The sequence below is a fragment of the Phyllobacterium sp. MT110 genome (assembly GCF_058792715.1).
The window spans coordinates 372,097-388,599 of the sequence record NZ_JBXAFE010000006.1 but is presented as its reverse complement, the minus strand read 5'-3'; the positions used below and the strand labels follow the sequence as shown (position 1 = coordinate 388,599).

15 protein-coding genes and 1 pseudogene are annotated in these 16,503 nt (G+C 57.6%); 11 read left to right on the top strand and 5 right to left on the bottom strand.

Going from position 1 to position 16,503, the window contains the following annotated elements:
• Positions 1 to 146 (top strand): annotated as a pseudogene (locus AC1Q5O_RS23545) (class I SAM-dependent methyltransferase); the annotation flags it as partial.
• A 240-nt stretch (positions 147 to 386) separates the two neighbouring features.
• On the opposite strand, the gene AC1Q5O_RS23540 reads toward AC1Q5O_RS23545, so the two are convergent.
• A complete protein-coding gene (locus AC1Q5O_RS23540; protein ID WP_492566318.1) occupies positions 387 to 1,061 on the bottom strand; it encodes a hypothetical protein in 675 nt (224 codons plus the stop codon).
• A 225-nt stretch (positions 1,062 to 1,286) separates the two neighbouring features.
• Positions 1,287 to 2,237, bottom strand: coding sequence for a LysR family transcriptional regulator (locus tag AC1Q5O_RS23535; RefSeq protein WP_492566316.1), 951 nt, complete (start codon positions 2,235 to 2,237; stop codon positions 1,287 to 1,289).
• Between the two features lie 140 nt (positions 2,238 to 2,377).
• Here AC1Q5O_RS23535 and AC1Q5O_RS23530 point away from each other — a divergent pair, with 140 nt between their 5' ends.
• The 4 genes from AC1Q5O_RS23530 to AC1Q5O_RS23515 all read left to right on the top strand — a co-directional run bounded on the left by AC1Q5O_RS23530 (position 2,378) and on the right by AC1Q5O_RS23515 (position 5,784).
• Entirely contained in the window at positions 2,378 to 3,019 is a 642-nt protein-coding gene (locus AC1Q5O_RS23530; RefSeq protein WP_492566314.1) for an FMN-dependent NADH-azoreductase, read from the top strand.
• A 382-nt stretch (positions 3,020 to 3,401) separates the two neighbouring features.
• On the top strand, positions 3,402 to 3,569 hold the full coding sequence (locus AC1Q5O_RS23525) for a hypothetical protein (protein ID WP_492566312.1): 168 nt from the start codon (positions 3,402 to 3,404) through the stop codon (positions 3,567 to 3,569).
• Positions 3,566 to 4,261, top strand: coding sequence for a PA3715 family protein (locus AC1Q5O_RS23520; RefSeq protein ID WP_492566310.1), 696 nt, complete (start codon positions 3,566 to 3,568; stop codon positions 4,259 to 4,261). Before AC1Q5O_RS23525 ends, AC1Q5O_RS23520 begins: the two co-directional genes overlap by 4 nt.
• 611 nt (positions 4,262 to 4,872) lie before the next feature.
• Entirely contained in the window at positions 4,873 to 5,784 is a 912-nt protein-coding gene (locus AC1Q5O_RS23515; RefSeq protein WP_492566349.1) for a nucleotidyltransferase and HEPN domain-containing protein, read from the top strand.
• A 266-nt stretch (positions 5,785 to 6,050) separates the two neighbouring features.
• On the opposite strand, the gene AC1Q5O_RS23510 is transcribed toward AC1Q5O_RS23515, so the two are convergent.
• Positions 6,051 to 7,451: an FAD-binding oxidoreductase gene (locus AC1Q5O_RS23510; RefSeq protein WP_492566308.1), complete on the bottom strand. Its 1,401-nt coding sequence runs from the start codon at positions 7,449 to 7,451 to the stop codon at positions 6,051 to 6,053.
• A 105-nt stretch (positions 7,452 to 7,556) separates the two neighbouring features.
• Between AC1Q5O_RS23510 and AC1Q5O_RS23505 the strand changes: the two genes are divergently transcribed.
• From AC1Q5O_RS23505 to AC1Q5O_RS23480, 6 genes are all read left to right on the top strand, one after another.
• Complete coding sequence (locus AC1Q5O_RS23505) at positions 7,557 to 8,462, top strand: LysR substrate-binding domain-containing protein (RefSeq protein ID WP_492566306.1); 906 nt, start codon at positions 7,557 to 7,559, stop codon at positions 8,460 to 8,462.
• Between the two features lie 172 nt (positions 8,463 to 8,634).
• Positions 8,635 to 9,621, top strand: a complete 987-nt coding sequence (locus AC1Q5O_RS23500; protein WP_492566304.1) for an NAD-dependent epimerase/dehydratase family protein — start codon at positions 8,635 to 8,637, stop codon at positions 9,619 to 9,621.
• A 146-nt stretch (positions 9,622 to 9,767) separates the two neighbouring features.
• Positions 9,768 to 11,810: a glycosyltransferase family 2 protein gene (locus tag AC1Q5O_RS23495; RefSeq protein WP_492566302.1), complete on the top strand. Its 2,043-nt coding sequence runs from the start codon at positions 9,768 to 9,770 to the stop codon at positions 11,808 to 11,810.
• A complete protein-coding gene (locus AC1Q5O_RS23490; RefSeq protein WP_492566300.1) occupies positions 11,810 to 13,330 on the top strand; it encodes a DUF6212 domain-containing protein in 1,521 nt (506 codons plus the stop codon). The genes AC1Q5O_RS23495 and AC1Q5O_RS23490 overlap by 1 nt, the downstream gene beginning before the upstream one ends.
• A gap of 197 nt (positions 13,331 to 13,527) precedes the next feature.
• Positions 13,528 to 13,692, top strand: coding sequence for a hypothetical protein (locus AC1Q5O_RS23485; protein ID WP_492566298.1), 165 nt, complete (start codon positions 13,528 to 13,530; stop codon positions 13,690 to 13,692).
• A 225-nt stretch (positions 13,693 to 13,917) separates the two neighbouring features.
• Complete coding sequence (locus AC1Q5O_RS23480; RefSeq protein ID WP_492566296.1) at positions 13,918 to 14,160, top strand: hypothetical protein; 243 nt, start codon at positions 13,918 to 13,920, stop codon at positions 14,158 to 14,160.
• Between the two features lie 174 nt (positions 14,161 to 14,334).
• Here the strand turns inward: AC1Q5O_RS23480 and AC1Q5O_RS23475 are convergent, their stop codons facing one another.
• Both AC1Q5O_RS23475 and AC1Q5O_RS23470 read right to left on the bottom strand, forming a co-directional pair.
• The gene (locus AC1Q5O_RS23475) at positions 14,335 to 14,637 is read right to left on the bottom strand and encodes a hypothetical protein (RefSeq protein WP_492566294.1); all 303 of its coding nucleotides are present in this window, start codon (positions 14,635 to 14,637) and stop codon (positions 14,335 to 14,337) included.
• Between the two features lie 48 nt (positions 14,638 to 14,685).
• Positions 14,686 to 16,488, bottom strand: coding sequence for a chloride channel protein (locus tag AC1Q5O_RS23470; RefSeq protein ID WP_492566347.1), 1,803 nt, complete (start codon positions 16,486 to 16,488; stop codon positions 14,686 to 14,688).
• Positions 16,489 to 16,503: the final 15 nt, after the last annotated feature.

Genomic DNA, 16,503 nt, shown 5'->3' with positions numbered 1-16,503 from the left:
CGCCCCGGCGCTACGTCGAGACGTACTGGCGCGAGTCTGCCCTGCGGTCCGCACTCACAGACGCCGGCTGGATCGTCGGCGAGGTACGCCGGTGCGTTGGAAAGCCGCATGATCGGTGGCTGAGCGTTCGGGCGAGCCGGGCGTGACCCACACAGAACTTGCGGGAATGGCCGGTTCTGTTGCGACTATGAGCTCCAGGCGGTCACTGCAATGTCAGCTTCCGGTCGAAGGCACAGTTACCTATCGACAGGTATGCGGGTGCATACCTGTCGACGTTGGCGCCGTGGTTGGGCCGAAACAGTCACGTACAAGTGCGCTTCCGTTGTCTTTTCGACCTCGCGAAATGGGCCGCGATGACGCCGGTGAGTTCGCCAGGATGGCGCGCATTAAAGAACCCCTTTACCTGCCTGCATGTAATCGGCGACGCTGTAGCAATGGCTCGCCTGATAGGCGTTCCGCCCCCGGTTCATGTGTGTCAGGTTGAACGTCCGAATGGCGCACACCACGCGGCGGCTCGTGAGGAATTTGCGGATCGAGACTGAGCCGCGCACATTGATGCCGAAAATGTCCGCGCCACGCGGGAAGAAATAACTGACGTGCTCTGGCAGCGCGACACTTTGCTCCAGAAAGGGTTCGTCCACCCGGCTCGGCGTGGCTGAGCGATCTGTCGTGAAATCCGAAAGATGCACGATGAATCTGGCGCGGATGTCTTCGTCTTGGGCATAAAGCGTAAAAAGCTCCATCCAGCTCGCATTGACGCGGACGAGCGGCTTGTCCGATGTCGATGGCAGACAGGAAACAGACCAGTAGGAGCGCTCGGTCTTGCGCGGGATCGGAATGCAGCTAGGACCGTACAGCCCGAGAATCTCCAGGACTTCCCCTGCTTGCGGGCGACCAAGCAGCTTCTCAAATCGCGCCACATATTTGAAACGCTGTTCCAGGGACTCCAAGCGGTCGCCCGTGTCGGGCAAGTCGATCTCGCCCTCTATCCAATCGCGCTGCTGCTCAAGATCAAGGAATTGTTGCAGGCCGGTGGTTCTCAGGTGAGAGGTCGCTGCCATTCAGAACCCCCGTGAATTTCGTGTGCTCGTCATCGACCGGCTCCTGTGTTCTCGCTGAGGCGTTTGCGAGCATCGCGTCCAATGCGCTTCCGAATGATACATTGCAGATGATGAATTTGGAACGTCTGCTCGACCATGAGGTACTCAACGTCTTAGCTAGCGCTAAGAGCTTCCCATAGCTTGATCTTTTTCTGTCGCACGATCCCGGCGATTGTGGTCTTGGACTCAGCGATGGGTGGAAATTGCTATGTCCGCTTCTGAGCGAGGATGCGCTGAAACTGAAATGAACCGGGCCTGGAGATTGTCGAGGAGCCATGCGCCTGCGCGGCCCGGGAAGCGATCTCGCATATGCGCTGCATAGATGGTCAGAGGGCTGTGAGCGCTGGCAGGATCGTCCTCAATTTGCAGCGGGACGAGGCGTTCCTCGACCAGAAGCGGCATCACCAGATGCTCGGGCATCCGGCACCAGCCAAGCGCTGCGAGGAGGAAATCCAGTCGGCGCCCCAGCTCAACGAAACGCCACACCTTCGTCCCAAGAATTCCATAGCCGGGATTGTCCGGTGTGGATGGATCAGACAGCACAAGCTGGACATGCTCATCCAGGTCCGCGCGCGTTACCGGTCGGCCGAGCCGGGCGAGCGGATGGGCTGGCGACACGACCGGAAGCAGGCGCACGTCAAGCAATGGCAAAGCTACAACATCCTCAGGCACATCAGGTAGAAGCACACAGAACGCGAGTGCAGCATCTCCTCGGCGCAATCGTCGCTCGGCGCCGCCGAGGCCCTCTTCCGAGAAGCTCACCGGCAGGTGAGGATACGCCTCGCGGAGCGCATGCAGGCTATCGATAAACGAAGCAGTGGGTACCAGCGGATCAATTGCGACTGCAAGCTCGGGCTCCAGTCCATTGCGCGTGGCGGCAGCCATCGCCTCGAAACGTGCCGTGCCCGACAGGACGACACGAGCCTGGGCGACCAGCGCGCGGCCTGCATCGGTCAGGTGCGGGCGATAGCTGCTCCGATCGAACAGGATCACCCCCTGCACGTCTTCCAGCGTTGCAATGGCCTGGCTGATCGCAGACTGGGCACGGTGGAGCTTGCGACCGGCAGCCGAGAAGCTGCCAGTTTCGGTGATCGCTACCAGCACGCGCAACTGGTCCAGGGTCAAACTGCCCAACATTCCATCATCCAGATCGATAGAGATAATCGGATTATTATCCCTTTTAATGATGATCGTCCAGCGCGCAAGCTACAGTCATGCTCTCGGCGCGCCGAACTCCGGCTTCCGCTTCGGCCAACTCAAATCCAAGGATACCATTCATGCCCCACCTTCTCGTTGTCGAAACCAGTCCGCGCGGTGATTCTTCGATCTCGCGCAATCTCACCGGTCGCTTCCTCGCCGAATGGCAGGCAGCACATCCCGGTGGGCAGGTGGTTACCCGTGATCTGATGGAAACGAACTTGTCGTTTGTGAGCGCGCCGTGGCTCCGGGCTTATTTCACGCCGCCCGAGCAGCATTCGACCGAAATGAAAGACGTGCTCCGGCTGTCGGACGAACTTGTCGCGGAGCTGCTGGCGACCGACCATCTCGTCATTGCCACGCCCGTGTACAACTACAACATTCCGGCGGCGCTCAAGGCTTGGGTTGACCACATCGTCCGCAAGGGGTCGACGCTCGGGATGGACGGCAAAGGCCTTGTCAGCGGTAAGAGGGCTACTGTGCTTATGGCCTCCGGTGGTGTTTACACCGAAGGTTCCCCAATCCGCGATCGAGACATCGCGACCCAGTATCTGCGCTTGATCCTGAGCGTCATCGGCATCACCGACGTGACGTTCATTGCGGCAGGTGGAGCAAAGGCAGTTGATTTGGGCGAGATCGGGCGAGATGACTTCCTGGACAAGTTCCAGGGTGAAATCGAGGCTGCTAGTGCTGCTTTCGGGGTGGGCTCGGCGGCCGCCTGATAACTGACCGAAGATCGAAGACAGTGGATTGCTTCATGCCAAGCGAAATCCAGTCGACGGCTTCTTCCATTGCAAATGGGGATGGTGAGGTCGAACCACCGCGGCCGGTTGGACGGGATTTTCGCGGTCGCGGAAATTCGGCGCGCTGCACCGTTTCATAGATTGTGCTGTCAGCGAGGAGCACTATCTCACGCCTTGGTGCCCAATGGTGTTCCGGCTACTAGTCTCTCGATCGACCGTGGTCATCGCGGATGGAAAAATGGGTCAACTGGTGCTGAAACTCAACAACAGTATTTTACCTTGATGAAAGCTAAGGTTACGGTGCCGTTGAGAAAGCTTGTTCAGACGCAATCCTTGTTTCAAAAGGTCAAATGATCAGTTGATGAAATTCACCGCAGCACTGCACATCACAACATTCGCCATGATGTTGCCAACACAAGCCCTCGCGGATTGCGATATCACAGATGCTTTGCTCAAGCAGGCTTACCCTATGGCGGTGCAGGTCGCGGACGGTTTGGCTGTCAAAAAAGTGGTGGCCATGCCCAGGTGATCAATCCCGACAACGTGGTGTGCAAGGCCTGGTCCTACAGGCCGGAACTCACCCTGGCCGCGATACCGATACTCGAGGCCGTCCCGCCAGCTGAGGGCGAGAACAAGGGAGATGTGGAGATCATTGTCTTCAATCGCACCACTGGCAAGCTGCTCGCCAGACGTCTTGAGACGGGCATGGCCTTCTCCGATGCCATTCGGTTCAGCAGCCTCGAACTCGATACGGCCCGCTACGATGTGAGCAGCGATCTGCGCGCCTTTGGTCTGCGCACTTCGCAATATGGCAGTTCGCGCGTTAACCCCTATGACGAACATGCGCTCTGGCTCTACACGTTTAACAATGGTGGCATTGAACGGGTACTGGATGGACTGATTGTACAGCGCACGAATGGTGAAAATGATGGGGACTGTAGCGGCAGCTCGACGACGATCAAGCGCACGCTCACAATTGCTCCCAAAAAGAAACCAGGCTATCGCGAACTGCGGGTCGAACAGACGGTGATGCACGAGACGTCAACCAAAACGGCCGCGGAATGCCATTCCAGCAATCGCTTCGACCAGCCTGTGCACTTCAGTCTGGCCTATCGAGACGGCCGCTATCGCCCGGTTGCGGGTGTTAACGTCGGCTCTGACAATGGTGATGTCGACGATGATTTATTCTCCAGCATCACGGTAGGAGCTGGCAAACCCTAACAGTGTCTCGCATTCGTATTTCGCAAGTCGGTTGAGCGTACTTTGGACGCGCCATCAACATTCCCCTCGTATCATCGGGTCTTTGGATTTCTCCACCTCAGTCGACATGACTCGATATATCGATAAGACCTCTGAACGTCGCTGATGTCGAAGGCCTCGGCGAGCGATTGCGGAATATTCGTCATTAATCGAGATAACATAAAGCTGGCTGCTATCGGCCTTTTCAAAGGAAGCCTTTGGCAGCTCTCCCGGCCTCGGTTGGCGGGAATGCAAAGCCGTCTGCGGCTTTCATCAAAGGGGTCAATCAGCGCGTGTTTGATTGGCGTTCACTGGCTATTGCCCCGCGGGCGAAACGGGCTTCTCAACGAGAAGTCCTATCCTGCCAAGACAAATCACCCCCCTCATCTCCATTGAAAATGAACGGCCGGCCACGCCTGGGCGCGCTTGCCTTTCGCTGCGGGTAACCGATCTTGAAAGCGACCCTTTTGCAGGGCAATCTCAGCGGGGAGTGCAGAGACTGTTGCTGCCTGCCGGCAAACATGGCACACCGGGGCAGCTGGCGCCTGCGCTGCAGAATGCGAAGAACCGGCCGGGAGACAGAGCACCGCATGATGAAGTCCAGTCTTGATCATCTGCCCGAACGCAAGCAGCGGGAACTCATGCGCATTGTCGACATCCTCCTGGAGGAATTCGAGGATGCGCTGAAGGATGCGACGGCCGACTTCAAGAAGAAGGGCCGGATCCTGAAGGTGATCCTGTTCGGCTCCTATGCGCGCGGGGACTGGGTGGATGAGCCCCACACGATGAAGGGGTACCGGTCCGACTATGATCTGCTCATCCTTGTCAACAACCGCAAGCTGACCGACTTTGCCAGCTACTGGTACAAGGCCGCCGACCGGCTGATCCACGACAAGGGCGTTCACACGCAGGTCGGCTTCATCGTCCATTCGCGCCGCGAGGTGAACACGGCGCTCCGGCAAGGCCAGTATTTCTTTTCCGACATTCAGCGTCAGGGCATTGTGCTCTACGAACTCGACGACGAGCCGCTGGCCGAGCCCCGCCCGCTCACCCCGGCCGACGAGTACACGGTGGCGAGGGAACATTTTGAGGATAGGCTGCCATTCGCACGGTATCACTTAAAGTTGGTAGAGACTGCCATTGGCGATAATCAATTCAAGCATGCTTCCTTCCTTCTGCACCAAGCCATCGAGCATGCCTATTCGACCGCGCTTCTCACCCTCACCAATTACGGCCCGGCATCGCACAATCTGAACTTTCTGCGCACCTTGGCCGAAGGGCGGGACCGGCGCCTTGCCGAGGCCTGGCCGCGCGATCAGCAGCGCTATCGCGCCTGGTTCAACACGGTCAACGAGGCCTATGTCAAATCGCGCTATTCCAAGCATTACGCGATCAGCGAGGAAGCGCTTGTCTGGCTGGGCGAGCGGGCCGCCATCCTGCATGAACTTGTCGAGACGATCTGCACGGACCATCTGAGTAAACTCAAGGCAAAGGCCGGCGTCTAATTTCCCTGTTGCCGGCAGAGGCTACCGTCGTGGAGGCTGCGGTCATCCACAGCGCCGGTGTTTACAAGGGAAATAGCCAGTCCATCGTAGACCTTCCGGCTAAGGGCACAGACGATCGTTTTTTTGGGCTCCTTGAATGTTCCAAGCTGCGTTCGAACCGGTTAGGCCTGCGCCTGGCAGCGGCAAGACTGGCCCAGCGACAGTACGCCCGCATCCATCTCAATGCTCCAACACTTTATTCTGCCGATGTCGCTGCGGATCAATGATCAAGATGCAGCCGGCGGGATATTTTGGTTCAGCCGAAACAAATTGGTCGGATCATATTTGGTTTTAAGCGCCACCAGGCGGGCGTAGTTCTCGCCATAGGCCTGGCGCACGCGGTCGCCGCCCTCATCGCCGAGGTTGTTTGCGTAGACGCCGCCGGTCGCATATGGCCTGATGGCGCTCCACATCGCGCGAGCCCACTGGATGTTTGCTTCGTCATCCACCGGATCATCCCAGATCGTGATCGGGAAACAGTCATAAAGCGCGTCACGATTGGCGTAAGGTGCTTCAGATTTTGGCACGCGGGCGATAGCGCCGCCGACCTGCTGGAAGACCAAGAGCGAGGTGGCAGAGGGAGCGCCGGCATAAGCCTCGAGCAGCGCATCGATAGCGGAATCACTGATTTCGTTGAGGAACTGGGCTTTCCAGTAATAGCGGCGTCCGCGCGGGAAAATGGTGTCGCCCTTCGACTGGATCTGAAGGTAGGGGACGGCTCCGAGGCTGCTTTCCAGGGGTGTGCCGAACGCCATCAGAGGCGCGAGGATGGGCTTGCCGGATTCGGGCGGTCCGATATAGCAGGCCGAAACGCTGAAGAACCGTTCGCCCGATTGCATCGTCACAAGCGCCGCATCGACACTGAGTTCGTCCGGCGCTTTGCGGGCAAAGTCGTCGTAAAAGCGGATCGCCTTGCGGGCCTGATCGTATCGGTGCAGCACCGAACCGACGAGAAGGGACGGGCCGACTGGATGAAGCGTGTACTCAAACGCGGTCACGATTCCGAAATTGCCCCCACCGCCCCGCAAGCCCCAGAACAGATCGGAATGATCGGCGGCGCTTGCCCTAAGCAGCCTCCCGTCAGCCGTGACGACGTCGGCCGCGATGAGATTATCACAAGTCAAACCATATTTGCGGCCGAGCTTGCCGAAACCGCCACCCAGCGTGAGCCCGGCGATGCCGGTGTCGCTATTAACACCCATCGTCGTCGCTAGACCGTAAGCCTGCGTCGCCGTATCGAACTCACCCAAGCTCAGACCAGCCTCGGCATGGGCGACGCGGCTGACGGGATCGACTGCGATGCGCTTCATGCGCGAGAGATCGATGACGATGCCGGCATCACAGACCGACAGGCCCGCGACGTTGTGGCCGCCGCTTCTAACCGCCACAAGACAGTTGTGCGCCCGAGCGAAGGTCACGGCCAGGATCACGTCGTTGGCGTCGACGCAGTAGGCAATCAGGGCCGGCCGCCTATCGATTGCCCCGTTCCAGACCCTGCGCGCTTCATCGTAGACGGCGTCTCCTGGAATGATCAAGTCGCCCCGAAGGCTTTGCCGAAGCTTCTCAATGGCTGCAGGGCCGGGCGGATATGTGCCCGTTGGATGGTCAATTGGCCGCTTCAACTCCATCGTTGTACACCTCCCAGCTTTTGGCATGGTCTCATAGGCCCGCAGCCAACTGCAATGTCGAAGATCTCAGGTGCTGGATGAGAGAAATTCATCTACATTGTCCACATGAGAAAGCTTCCACCTCTTCGCTCGTTGCACGCCTTCGAGGCGGCTGCGAGGCATGGGAGCTTCAAGGCGGCTGCAGAGGAGCTCGGCGTTACACCGACGGCGATCAGCCATCAAATCCGGTTGCTGGAAGGGACGTGCGGTTGCCAACTGTTTCAGCGGCGTCCGCGACCTCTCGTGTTAACGAGCGCCGGCGCCCGACTGTTTCCCGCTCTGCGCAATGGCTTTGATGCCCTCGCAGGTGCCATCGCTGCCGTTGCCGAGACGGACGAGCAGGCGCCTTTGCGGGTTACCAGCCCGAATGCCTTTGCAAGTCGATGGCTCGTCCCACGCCTGCCAAAGTGGCGGGAAACAAACCCAACCGTCCCGTTGGAGATCATCGGGACCGATGCGGTGCTGGATCTGCGCGCCGGGGCAGCGGATGTCGCCATCCGCTATGCCCGCAGGCCGCCTTCGGACTTTCCTGCACAGGAGGTCTGCCGCGATACGTTTTTTCCGGTGTGCAGCCCAAATTTGCTCAAGCGCAACGGCCATGCATCTCAGCGCGTCTCGGATCTTCTGCGTTTTCCTTTGATCCATTTTGATTGGTTGAACAAGGATCCCGAGGCCCCGACCTGGCGGCAGTGGCTGTCGAAAGCGCGGTCGATCGATCCCAATCTGAAAGTGGACAAGGCGTGGGATCTGAGCTTTCGGGAAGAACTGCATGCGATTGACGCGGTCCTGGCAGGGCAGGGAATCGCGATCTGCAGCGATGTCATCGTCGGTCATGAATTGGAAACCGGTCTGCTCGTCAAAGCGCATCCGCTGTCGTTGCCGGGCTACGGTTTCTACATCGTCTCGATGCCTTATAGTCCCCGGGCGGCGGTCATAGAGGCTTTTTCGGTCTGGATTAAAGATGTCCGCTGACGGGTTGCATGGCAAAGGCTGAGTCAGTGTCGGAATTGTAACATGAACTTGGTGTTGCCATCTCGCGCTGATCCACTGACTGCGTTCGACGCTTACATGAATCTTCATTATTGCGGCGTGACATTAGAATTGTTCGAGGAGTGGTTGAGCATACATCTGCAAATACCTAATCATGACGCCTGTCTTGCAAGAGAGTATTACCGTGAATGTTTGTGTTCTGGGAGCGACTGGTTTCATCGGCCAACACCTTGTTGAGCGATTGATCTCGCTTGGCTACGCTGTGTCTGTGTTGAGCCGAAGTGAACCGGATGTCGCGCGCGTTAGGTTTCCAACGAAATCGGTGCGATGGACTGTCGGTGACTGGAATGATCAATGCAAACTGGCAGAAGCAATGGCCGGTGCCGATATCTGCTTCCACCTGATTTGTACTATGCTCCCGCGATCCTCCAACGAAGATCCGATCCATGACGTAACGTCGAACGTGTGCGGTACCATCAGAGTGCTTGAAACTGCGCTTGCATCTGGATGCCGCAAGGTGGTGTTTGCTTCATCGGGCGGGACTATTTATGGAGCACCGCAGAGCATCCCGATTGCGGAATTTCACCCGCTTGAACCTAATAATTCCTATGGGATTAGCAAACTTGCCATTGAAAAATATATGAAGCTCTTTTTCAATCTGCATGGTTTGGAATACGGAATAGCGCGATTGTCTAATCCCTATGGCGAGGCCCAGGCGACGGACCGCGCCCAAGGAGCAGTTTCTGTTTTCTTGCATCGGGCATTAACGTATAAACCAATCGAAATCTGGGGAGACGGTTCGATTGTTAGGGATTATCTCTACATTGCTGACGCAGTGGACGGCTTGATCAAGGTGGCAAACTATGCGGGCATCGAAAGAATATTCAATATTGGCTCAGGACGTGGGCTGTCCTTGTTGGATATCGTCAATGAAATCGAAACTCTCCTGAACAGAAAAGTCAGCGTACGGCATGCTGCGGGCAATCAGTTCGATGTGCCCATCAATATACTCAGCATAGACCGGGCAATAAACGTCCTCGGCTTTCAACCAAAGGTGCCATTCAAAGCGGGTTTGCAACGCACGGCTCAATGGCATCAGTCTTATGGCAGGCGTGCGATGGAAGCGATTTCTGGAGACTGAATCCTCATATGCGGCGTTCCCTGCCACTGTTATGGTGTCGGTCGCTTAATTGCGGGTGCATCCGAGGAGTCATCACGCAGCGCATCAAATTTGTTCGATTGGTATTGCACATCTGGTGCGACCACTAAAAGGAGACCCAGAGCGTCATGACAACGACAGATGTACGCGCCGTCATTCTCATACCTGCCTACGGGCAGCCGTGGCTCACAGCCGAGACACTTCATACGGCTGTGGCACAACAAACCGATTTTGATTTTGCTGTTGTGGTCGTCAATGACGGTTGCCCTTCACCGGAAACCCACGAGATTTGTCTCAATTTCTCGGCAACATATGAAGGCAAGGTCTTTTATCTGAAAAAGGCGAATGGGGGTCTTAGCGCCGCCAGAAATTCTGGTATCGAGTTTGCTGTGCGCGCTTTCCCCGCGCTGGAGGCGATTTATTTTCTCGATTGTGACAATCACATCGGCCCCCTTCTCTTGCAACGACTTGTCAATGCATTGAGATTCTCGGACGAAACAGTCGGTTGGGTTTATGCTGATGTCGACAAGTTCGGATTTGCAAGTTTTCATGACACCTCCGGTATCTATTCGCCTTTGGAGCACCTTTTCCGCAGCTTCTGCGAAGCGGGTAGCATGGTCTCACGGCGAATGCTCGATACTGGCATCCGCTTCGACACGGCGATGCGCAAAGGCGTCGAAGATTGGGACTTCTGGCTGCAAGGGCTCGACAAAGGTTTTCGCGGTGTTCATGTGCCGGATGCGGGCTTTCACTACCGGCGCCGTGGCGAAAGCATGCTGGTGGAAGCAGAACGCGATTTCGCGCCAATCCTCACCTACATCCGCGAGAAGCATTCCCGGCTCTATAATGTGAAAGCCGTGTTGCGGATGGAGATTGAGGCGCGGGCACGGTATGCCGTTTACCATCCGGACACAGGCTTTGTGCGGTGCATGACAGTTCACGGTATTGACGAGCTCGTGAAGCTTGACGACTACCTTGTTCGTCTGTTTCGCGCTGCCGAGCGCCCCGGCTATGGCCTTTGCCCCGGTCATTTGATCCTTATGGATCAAGCACTCCACGATATGCTGGTGACGGAACGTATGCTCCAGGGCGTGCTGTGGACGCTTGAATGCGCAGTGATGCACGCAGCGATAGCAACGTGCTCGCTCACCATTCATTCCTCAAACGAACGGATGCTCCATTGGGATTCACTTTCCGTGAATCGGACGAGTGCACACAACCTTCCGCCAATACCGGAAAAAGCGCAGATCGTCGCGATAGAAGCCGGCGAACTGCTCGCGCAGCAATTTGCTGAAGGCGGCTTTGCCTATGGCAATCACTGGCACATGGCGAAACCGCTTGGTGGCTGTTTCTTTGATCTTGAAGTAAGCAGCTCCGGTGAAATCAAAGCATTCAAACCGCTTGCTGAAGGCTTTGCGTCCCTACTCCAGGCCGTGGAACAGCTGGCCCTGCGTGAGCAGCGCGCCCTTTGGCACGCCATCGAACACGATCGCTATCGTGCTCAGGCCACCCATCCGCGTGATTTCTATCCGGAGCTTTTCAACACGGCATCGGTCTTTCCAACACCCGTGACAGACCGATGCATAGCAATTGTGGTTGACGACGCCACGACCGCTTCAATCGCCCTTGCCGCGCGGCTGGCCAACACGCTTCGTGAAGCGGGAACTGTTTTGCATCTTGTGACCTTCGCCGGGCATTTGTCAGGCAATACCAGCGATCTCGACGCATTTGCCGAAATTGTTTCACTACCGCTGGCCTCCCTTCGCACCACGTCCAAGACCATGCGCCAAGAATATCTTGGAACGAGCCTGCCTCATCTCGATTGGCGCGACAGGCAGGCGGCGGTCGCTACGCTTGCGGGCTATTCACTGGTTGTCTCTGCCGAAAGCACTGTCCTGCATTTGCTTGCCGGCGCGTTACGGCGACTGAAGGTGGAAACCTGGGCTTTCCTCGCCAAACACGACACACGCTCCGCCGCCAATACAATCACAGCCTGCGCTGCTTTTGAGCAGGCCTATGATGCGATCTTTCCGCAAACACGGGACATGCTGCATCTTTGCCGCGGTCTCGGTATCCCGCCGAGAAAGCTGCGTCCGTGGCACGGCACCGATGCCATGGCCTTCGCCGAAGCGACTACACCTGCAATCGAACACAACCGAGTCTCAGCCTAATGCTACACGTTTCTCCAGATCTGCTTCCCGCACTCTATGACGGTCATCCAAAAGTTTTGATTGTAAAGTCCAGGGCCCAGTCTTGGACGTTCGTTCCTCCGACGAATACGGTGCGTTGGCTTATCGCTGAAAAATCCGATACCGGCGGTTTCATTCTCGCCGGTGCCGCCGACACCGCAACCGGAACCGATCATCATTTGCTTGACATGCCGCCCACGAATGTCTGGGTCGTCTGGAATCCGCATGATGAAGAACAGGTGGCAGGCTTGGCGCAATGGTGGGCGGGTGCCGGCGGAATCGGAGCGGAACCAAGCTTCATTGACGGTGACGCGGCGAAGCTGAATGCAGCGCTATTTGAGCGCTCGCGCGCTGAAGTCACCCGTCTGACGCAGGCAAATCAACTGCTGATCGAGGACTTGGCAGCGCTGCGTGAAAGCTGGGCCCAGGATGTCAGACTTCCGGCGGAGCTTGAGGACTTATTGGCCAACCTTCGCCTTGCGCCGCCGCGCCTCATCTTTGAGACCGCCGCGCCGACGGTTGATGCGAAGACGGTGCAGGCAGCAATGGGTGATGGGAAGGCACTACATTTGTGTCAACGCTTGCCTATCGGGGCTCACGGGCTGCTTGGCATAGATGTGCACGTCGCTGTTCCTGGTTCCGGAAACGGGCATCTTCGTCTCTCGTTATTTGTTCGTGAGACAGAAAAGGCGTTGGCGCACTGGGAGATTGCCTATGACGAACTCAAACCAGGCTGGCTACCCCTGCGATTGCCTGCAGCGTTGATCCTTCGATCACATGGACTCGAGCTGCGTGTTCATGCCACGGGCGGCGTAAACGCACCGAAGTTCACATGTTCGCCAGTTGGTCTTTTACCCGAATATTCATGTACATCGACCGGCAGCGAGACTGCAGGCGACACTATGCTCGCCTTCAAACTCTGGGGTGGTATTCCTGGCACTAAGGCGAACACCGGTTCGAGCACGGCTCCGTTGCCGGCAGATCCCGTGATGGCGATTCCCGAACATACTGTGGCCGCGGCCAGGACGACACGAGAACTTACCTGGGCTTATCCCTATTTCGGCTATTTAAAAGGAGGACGGGTGTTGTTGCGCCCGTTGCGGGAAAATCCGGCGTCGGCGGCGTCCATCAGCCTGCCCGCCATACCAGGCATAAGCGCTGTGTCTTGTCAGGCTACGATTGACGATGGCTTGTGCAAAACGCGGCTGCTTGTACGCCTTGCGGTAACGCGCCCCGGTCACAATGCTGACGAGGCGGAGCAGGGGATTGGCGTGCTCGCCTCAACCGCATGGATTGAACTTGCTGAACCCCTCAAGCCCTTCCCGTTGACCATTCGCCTCCCCGAGCCGCTATCCAGTCCGATTGACATTCATTTTTTCTCGCGTCTTCCGCGCGGAGGGACGTTGGAACACGGCCGCGTGATTTTCGACGGCTTCGAAGCTGCGCTTTCTGACCGAGCAGCCTGGCAGTGCGCCCCGATCATGCCGTTGGCCACGCCATAACAAATCGGCATCCGATGCCGCTGCACGGTCCGTCAATGCCGTGTAACTCAACAATGACAGGGGCACTGGACTGGTAACGGCTATCGGTCGCCCATCCTGCGACGGTGCAAGGACTGAAACCGGCGAAAGCCATTGTCCTTTACGGACTGGTCCTGTGGATTGCATAGTATCCGACCCGAGCGTTTCGATGCGCCCATATGATCGGCCAATATGTTCGCGTGAGTCCGGATCAGTTTTCGCCCGGCACGGCGGACCAGATTACCGGCGGCGTCTTCACGGTCTACGGCGCCTGTGTCGACGTAGTGCGCAATCTTGGTCCGGTCGTAACCTACGGTGTCAACGACATGGTGCTTGACAATTGAGGCGTCGTTGATCGCTGGACCGCCGAGGCCAAGATCACGTCGCACGGTCCAAGCGGCATCGTCCATGAACTGAAAGTCAACGCTCCCATCGAAACCTTCGGTGCAGGTGCGCGCGGCTTCAATGTCTATACCGGCACGGTCAACCTCGCGGAGTTCGACCGCGTTGTTACCAACGCGGACAGCGCAGTCGGCGTTCAGATCAGCCAGCCGATCGGCCGGCTGATCGTGCATCGCGGCATTGAGACATTCGGTGGCACCGGGCCGTCGCTGGTCAAGGGTGTTGTCGTCACGCTCTCCGCCATCGCGCTGAGCATCAAGCCGGGCGGTTCGGCACGTGAGATCGAGATCTGTGGCGGCGTCAAGACCAATGGAGCCGGAGTCGCTCCGATGGAACAGCATGGTGCAATCACCTCGTTGCGCGTGACCGGCGGCTTCGTCGCGGCAGGCGGCGGTTTCGACAATATCTGATGAATGCCGGTCATGGCGCGTAAGCCGATCATTCAACCGAACCTTCCAAATTGCAGCGCGCAGGCAACGCCAGCAGAGCATGCTTTCCGCCCTGTTTGAGAAGTTTGTCAGAGATGCCTGACCCGCGAGCAACGCAGTCAACATATCTTGTGAAGCCGCGCCAAACATCCGGCATCATTCTTGTTTATTGAATTTTGCATCCAGCTGTTGCGACCAGTGTTCAAAACTTGTCGTCAGCAACAGAATGTCGTTTTGCAGTTCCAGCTTCAGCAGTTCCCAGTCAATGCCGTGCGATCCTTCAAGCCTTGCTTTCAGTTTCGATTGTATATCCCGGCGCTTTTGGTCAAAGCGGTCGTACCGGGCTGGGACATTCGCCGGAAGCACGCCGAGCGACATATGCGCTTTCCGCTTGGACCTGAATCTCTGTTCAAATCGCGCCAGCTTTCCGATGACGTCACGAACGATGTTGTCCTGCATGTCTTCCTCCAGATTTACCGCATCACTGTCTTGGAAATGACCGGCGCATCAGATTGCGCTGGTCTGAGGCGTCGCCGGTTTTCTGCCGGAGCGAATATAGGCTGACCGATCTTGCTCTGCCGAATGAGCCGAGTGCCGAATCTGCAAAAGGTCCTTCCGTGATACCAGGCCCAGAATTTTGCGATTGCTGCGATCAATGACAGGCACACGGCCGAGATCATTCAGCACCATTCTATCCGCGAGACGCGCCACTACTTCATCGGGATAGCCAACGAGAATTGCGCTGTCCGATACGAGCTCGAACAGCGTCTGATCCGGGTGCGATCCTTCGCTGCTCCATTTCAGCACGTCGGCACGAGACACGATGCCGACAAGCGAACCGTTCGCGTCGGCGAGCGGATAGGATTTGTGCCGATGGTCGTCGGACTGGAAAAAGCGGACTGCCGCATCGACCGACATGGTTGCCGCCAGCGTATCGGCCGGCGCAACCATCACATCAGACACCCGGAGCAGTTCAAATGGATCGACGCTATATTCCCGCGTGATGTGCTGGCCGCGCCGCGCGATCTTCTCTGTCAGGATTGATCGCTTGAGCAGAAGCACCGTTACCGTGTATGCGGAGCCGGTGGCGATCAGCAGCGGTACAAGCATTTCGACATTACCGGTCAGTTCCACGGCAAAGAGAATGCCCGTCAGCGGGGAACGCATGGTTCCGCCCATCATGGCGGCCATTCCCAGCAGGGCCCAGCAACCTCCGACGCCTGGAAGATAATGCCCTTCCAATGAGCCTATCGCGCCGCCTATGATCAGAAGTGGTGCAAGAACGCCGCCCGATGTTCCTGATGCCAGCGCGATGATCCAAATTGCAGCCTTCACGGCAAGCAGAACCCAGACGGTGTGAGCATTCGTGTCGGTGACGAGCAGGTCGCGGATCACATCGTAGCCAACGCCCATGGCGCGCGGCTCGATCAGTCCGCCGAGCCCGATGGCCAGGCCACCCAACGCCGGCCACCACATCCAATGAACGGGAAGCTTCGCGAAGACGTCTTCCACCCTGTAGAGCAGCGAGGTTAAAAGCCCAGAGGCAAGTCCGACCGATATCCCGACACCAACGCAGGCAATGAGCACCGTTGGTGAAAGCGCGAGGCTTGAAAGCAGCGGAAAGAGCGGGCCGTTGCCGAACAGAAGCGGCCGCCATGCGATTGCGACTACCGACGCCACAATGACAGGGATCAGGCTTCGCGGTTTCCATTCGAACAAGAGCAGTTCCACCGCAAGGAGAACGGCCGCAACCGGAGTACCGAAGATCGCCGTCATTCCGGCGGCAGCGCCGCAAACGAGGAGTGTTTTCCGTTCCGCCGCACTAAAGTGGAAACACTGCGCAATGAGAGACCCTATCGCGCCGCCCGTCATTATGATGGGGCCTTCCGCGCCGAACGGGCCGCCCGAACCAATGGATATGGCCGATGACAGCGGTTTGAGGATGGCAACTTTAAGCTGAAGCCTGCTTCCACCGATGAGGATAGCTTCGATGGCTTCCGGAATGCCGTGACCACGGATTTTCTCCGAGCCAAACCGCGCCATCAGCCCAACAAGCAGTCCGCCCGCGATCGGGATGACGATGGTTGATATGCCCGGGTGGGTCCATGCGAGTGATACGTCGTCAACGCTGATCCGGTGAAACCAAAGCAGATTTGTGGCAAGGGCAATGAGGCGGATCAACAACCATGCGGCTCCAACGCTGCACGTACCGACAATCAAAGCCATGCCAATGAGTATGAGTACACGGCGATCGGTGGAAAAGTCTCCCGGACTGTGTGCGGGTTGCGGGCCTTGCGCGCTGTTGAGCATGGATGTCAGTGCCTT

What these genes read in the sequence shown, in the direction of transcription:
- AC1Q5O_RS23540 (WP_492566318.1), bottom strand. Translation starts at nt 1,061, where the DNA reads ATGGCAGCGACCTCTCACCTGAGAACCACCGGCCTGCAACAATTCCTT.
- AC1Q5O_RS23470 (WP_492566347.1), bottom strand. Translation starts at nt 16,488, where the DNA reads ATGCTCAACAGCGCGCAAGGCCCGCAACCCGCACACAGTCCGGGAGAC.
- AC1Q5O_RS23485 (WP_492566298.1), top strand. Translation starts at nt 13,528, where the DNA reads ATGATCGGCCAATATGTTCGCGTGAGTCCGGATCAGTTTTCGCCCGGC.
- AC1Q5O_RS23475 (WP_492566294.1), bottom strand. Translation starts at nt 14,637, where the DNA reads ATGCAGGACAACATCGTTCGTGACGTCATCGGAAAGCTGGCGCGATTT.
- AC1Q5O_RS23530 (WP_492566314.1), top strand. Translation starts at nt 2,378, where the DNA reads ATGCCCCACCTTCTCGTTGTCGAAACCAGTCCGCGCGGTGATTCTTCG.
- AC1Q5O_RS23490 (WP_492566300.1), top strand. Translation starts at nt 11,810, where the DNA reads ATGCTACACGTTTCTCCAGATCTGCTTCCCGCACTCTATGACGGTCAT.
- AC1Q5O_RS23510 (WP_492566308.1), bottom strand. Translation starts at nt 7,451, where the DNA reads ATGGAGTTGAAGCGGCCAATTGACCATCCAACGGGCACATATCCGCCC.
- AC1Q5O_RS23525 (WP_492566312.1), top strand. Translation starts at nt 3,402, where the DNA reads ATGAAATTCACCGCAGCACTGCACATCACAACATTCGCCATGATGTTG.
- AC1Q5O_RS23515 (WP_492566349.1), top strand. Translation starts at nt 4,873, where the DNA reads ATGAAGTCCAGTCTTGATCATCTGCCCGAACGCAAGCAGCGGGAACTC.
- AC1Q5O_RS23535 (WP_492566316.1), bottom strand. Translation starts at nt 2,237, where the DNA reads ATGTTGGGCAGTTTGACCCTGGACCAGTTGCGCGTGCTGGTAGCGATC.
- AC1Q5O_RS23495 (WP_492566302.1), top strand. Translation starts at nt 9,768, where the DNA reads ATGACAACGACAGATGTACGCGCCGTCATTCTCATACCTGCCTACGGG.
- AC1Q5O_RS23505 (WP_492566306.1), top strand. Translation starts at nt 7,557, where the DNA reads ATGAGAAAGCTTCCACCTCTTCGCTCGTTGCACGCCTTCGAGGCGGCT.
- AC1Q5O_RS23500 (WP_492566304.1), top strand. Translation starts at nt 8,635, where the DNA reads ATGACGCCTGTCTTGCAAGAGAGTATTACCGTGAATGTTTGTGTTCTG.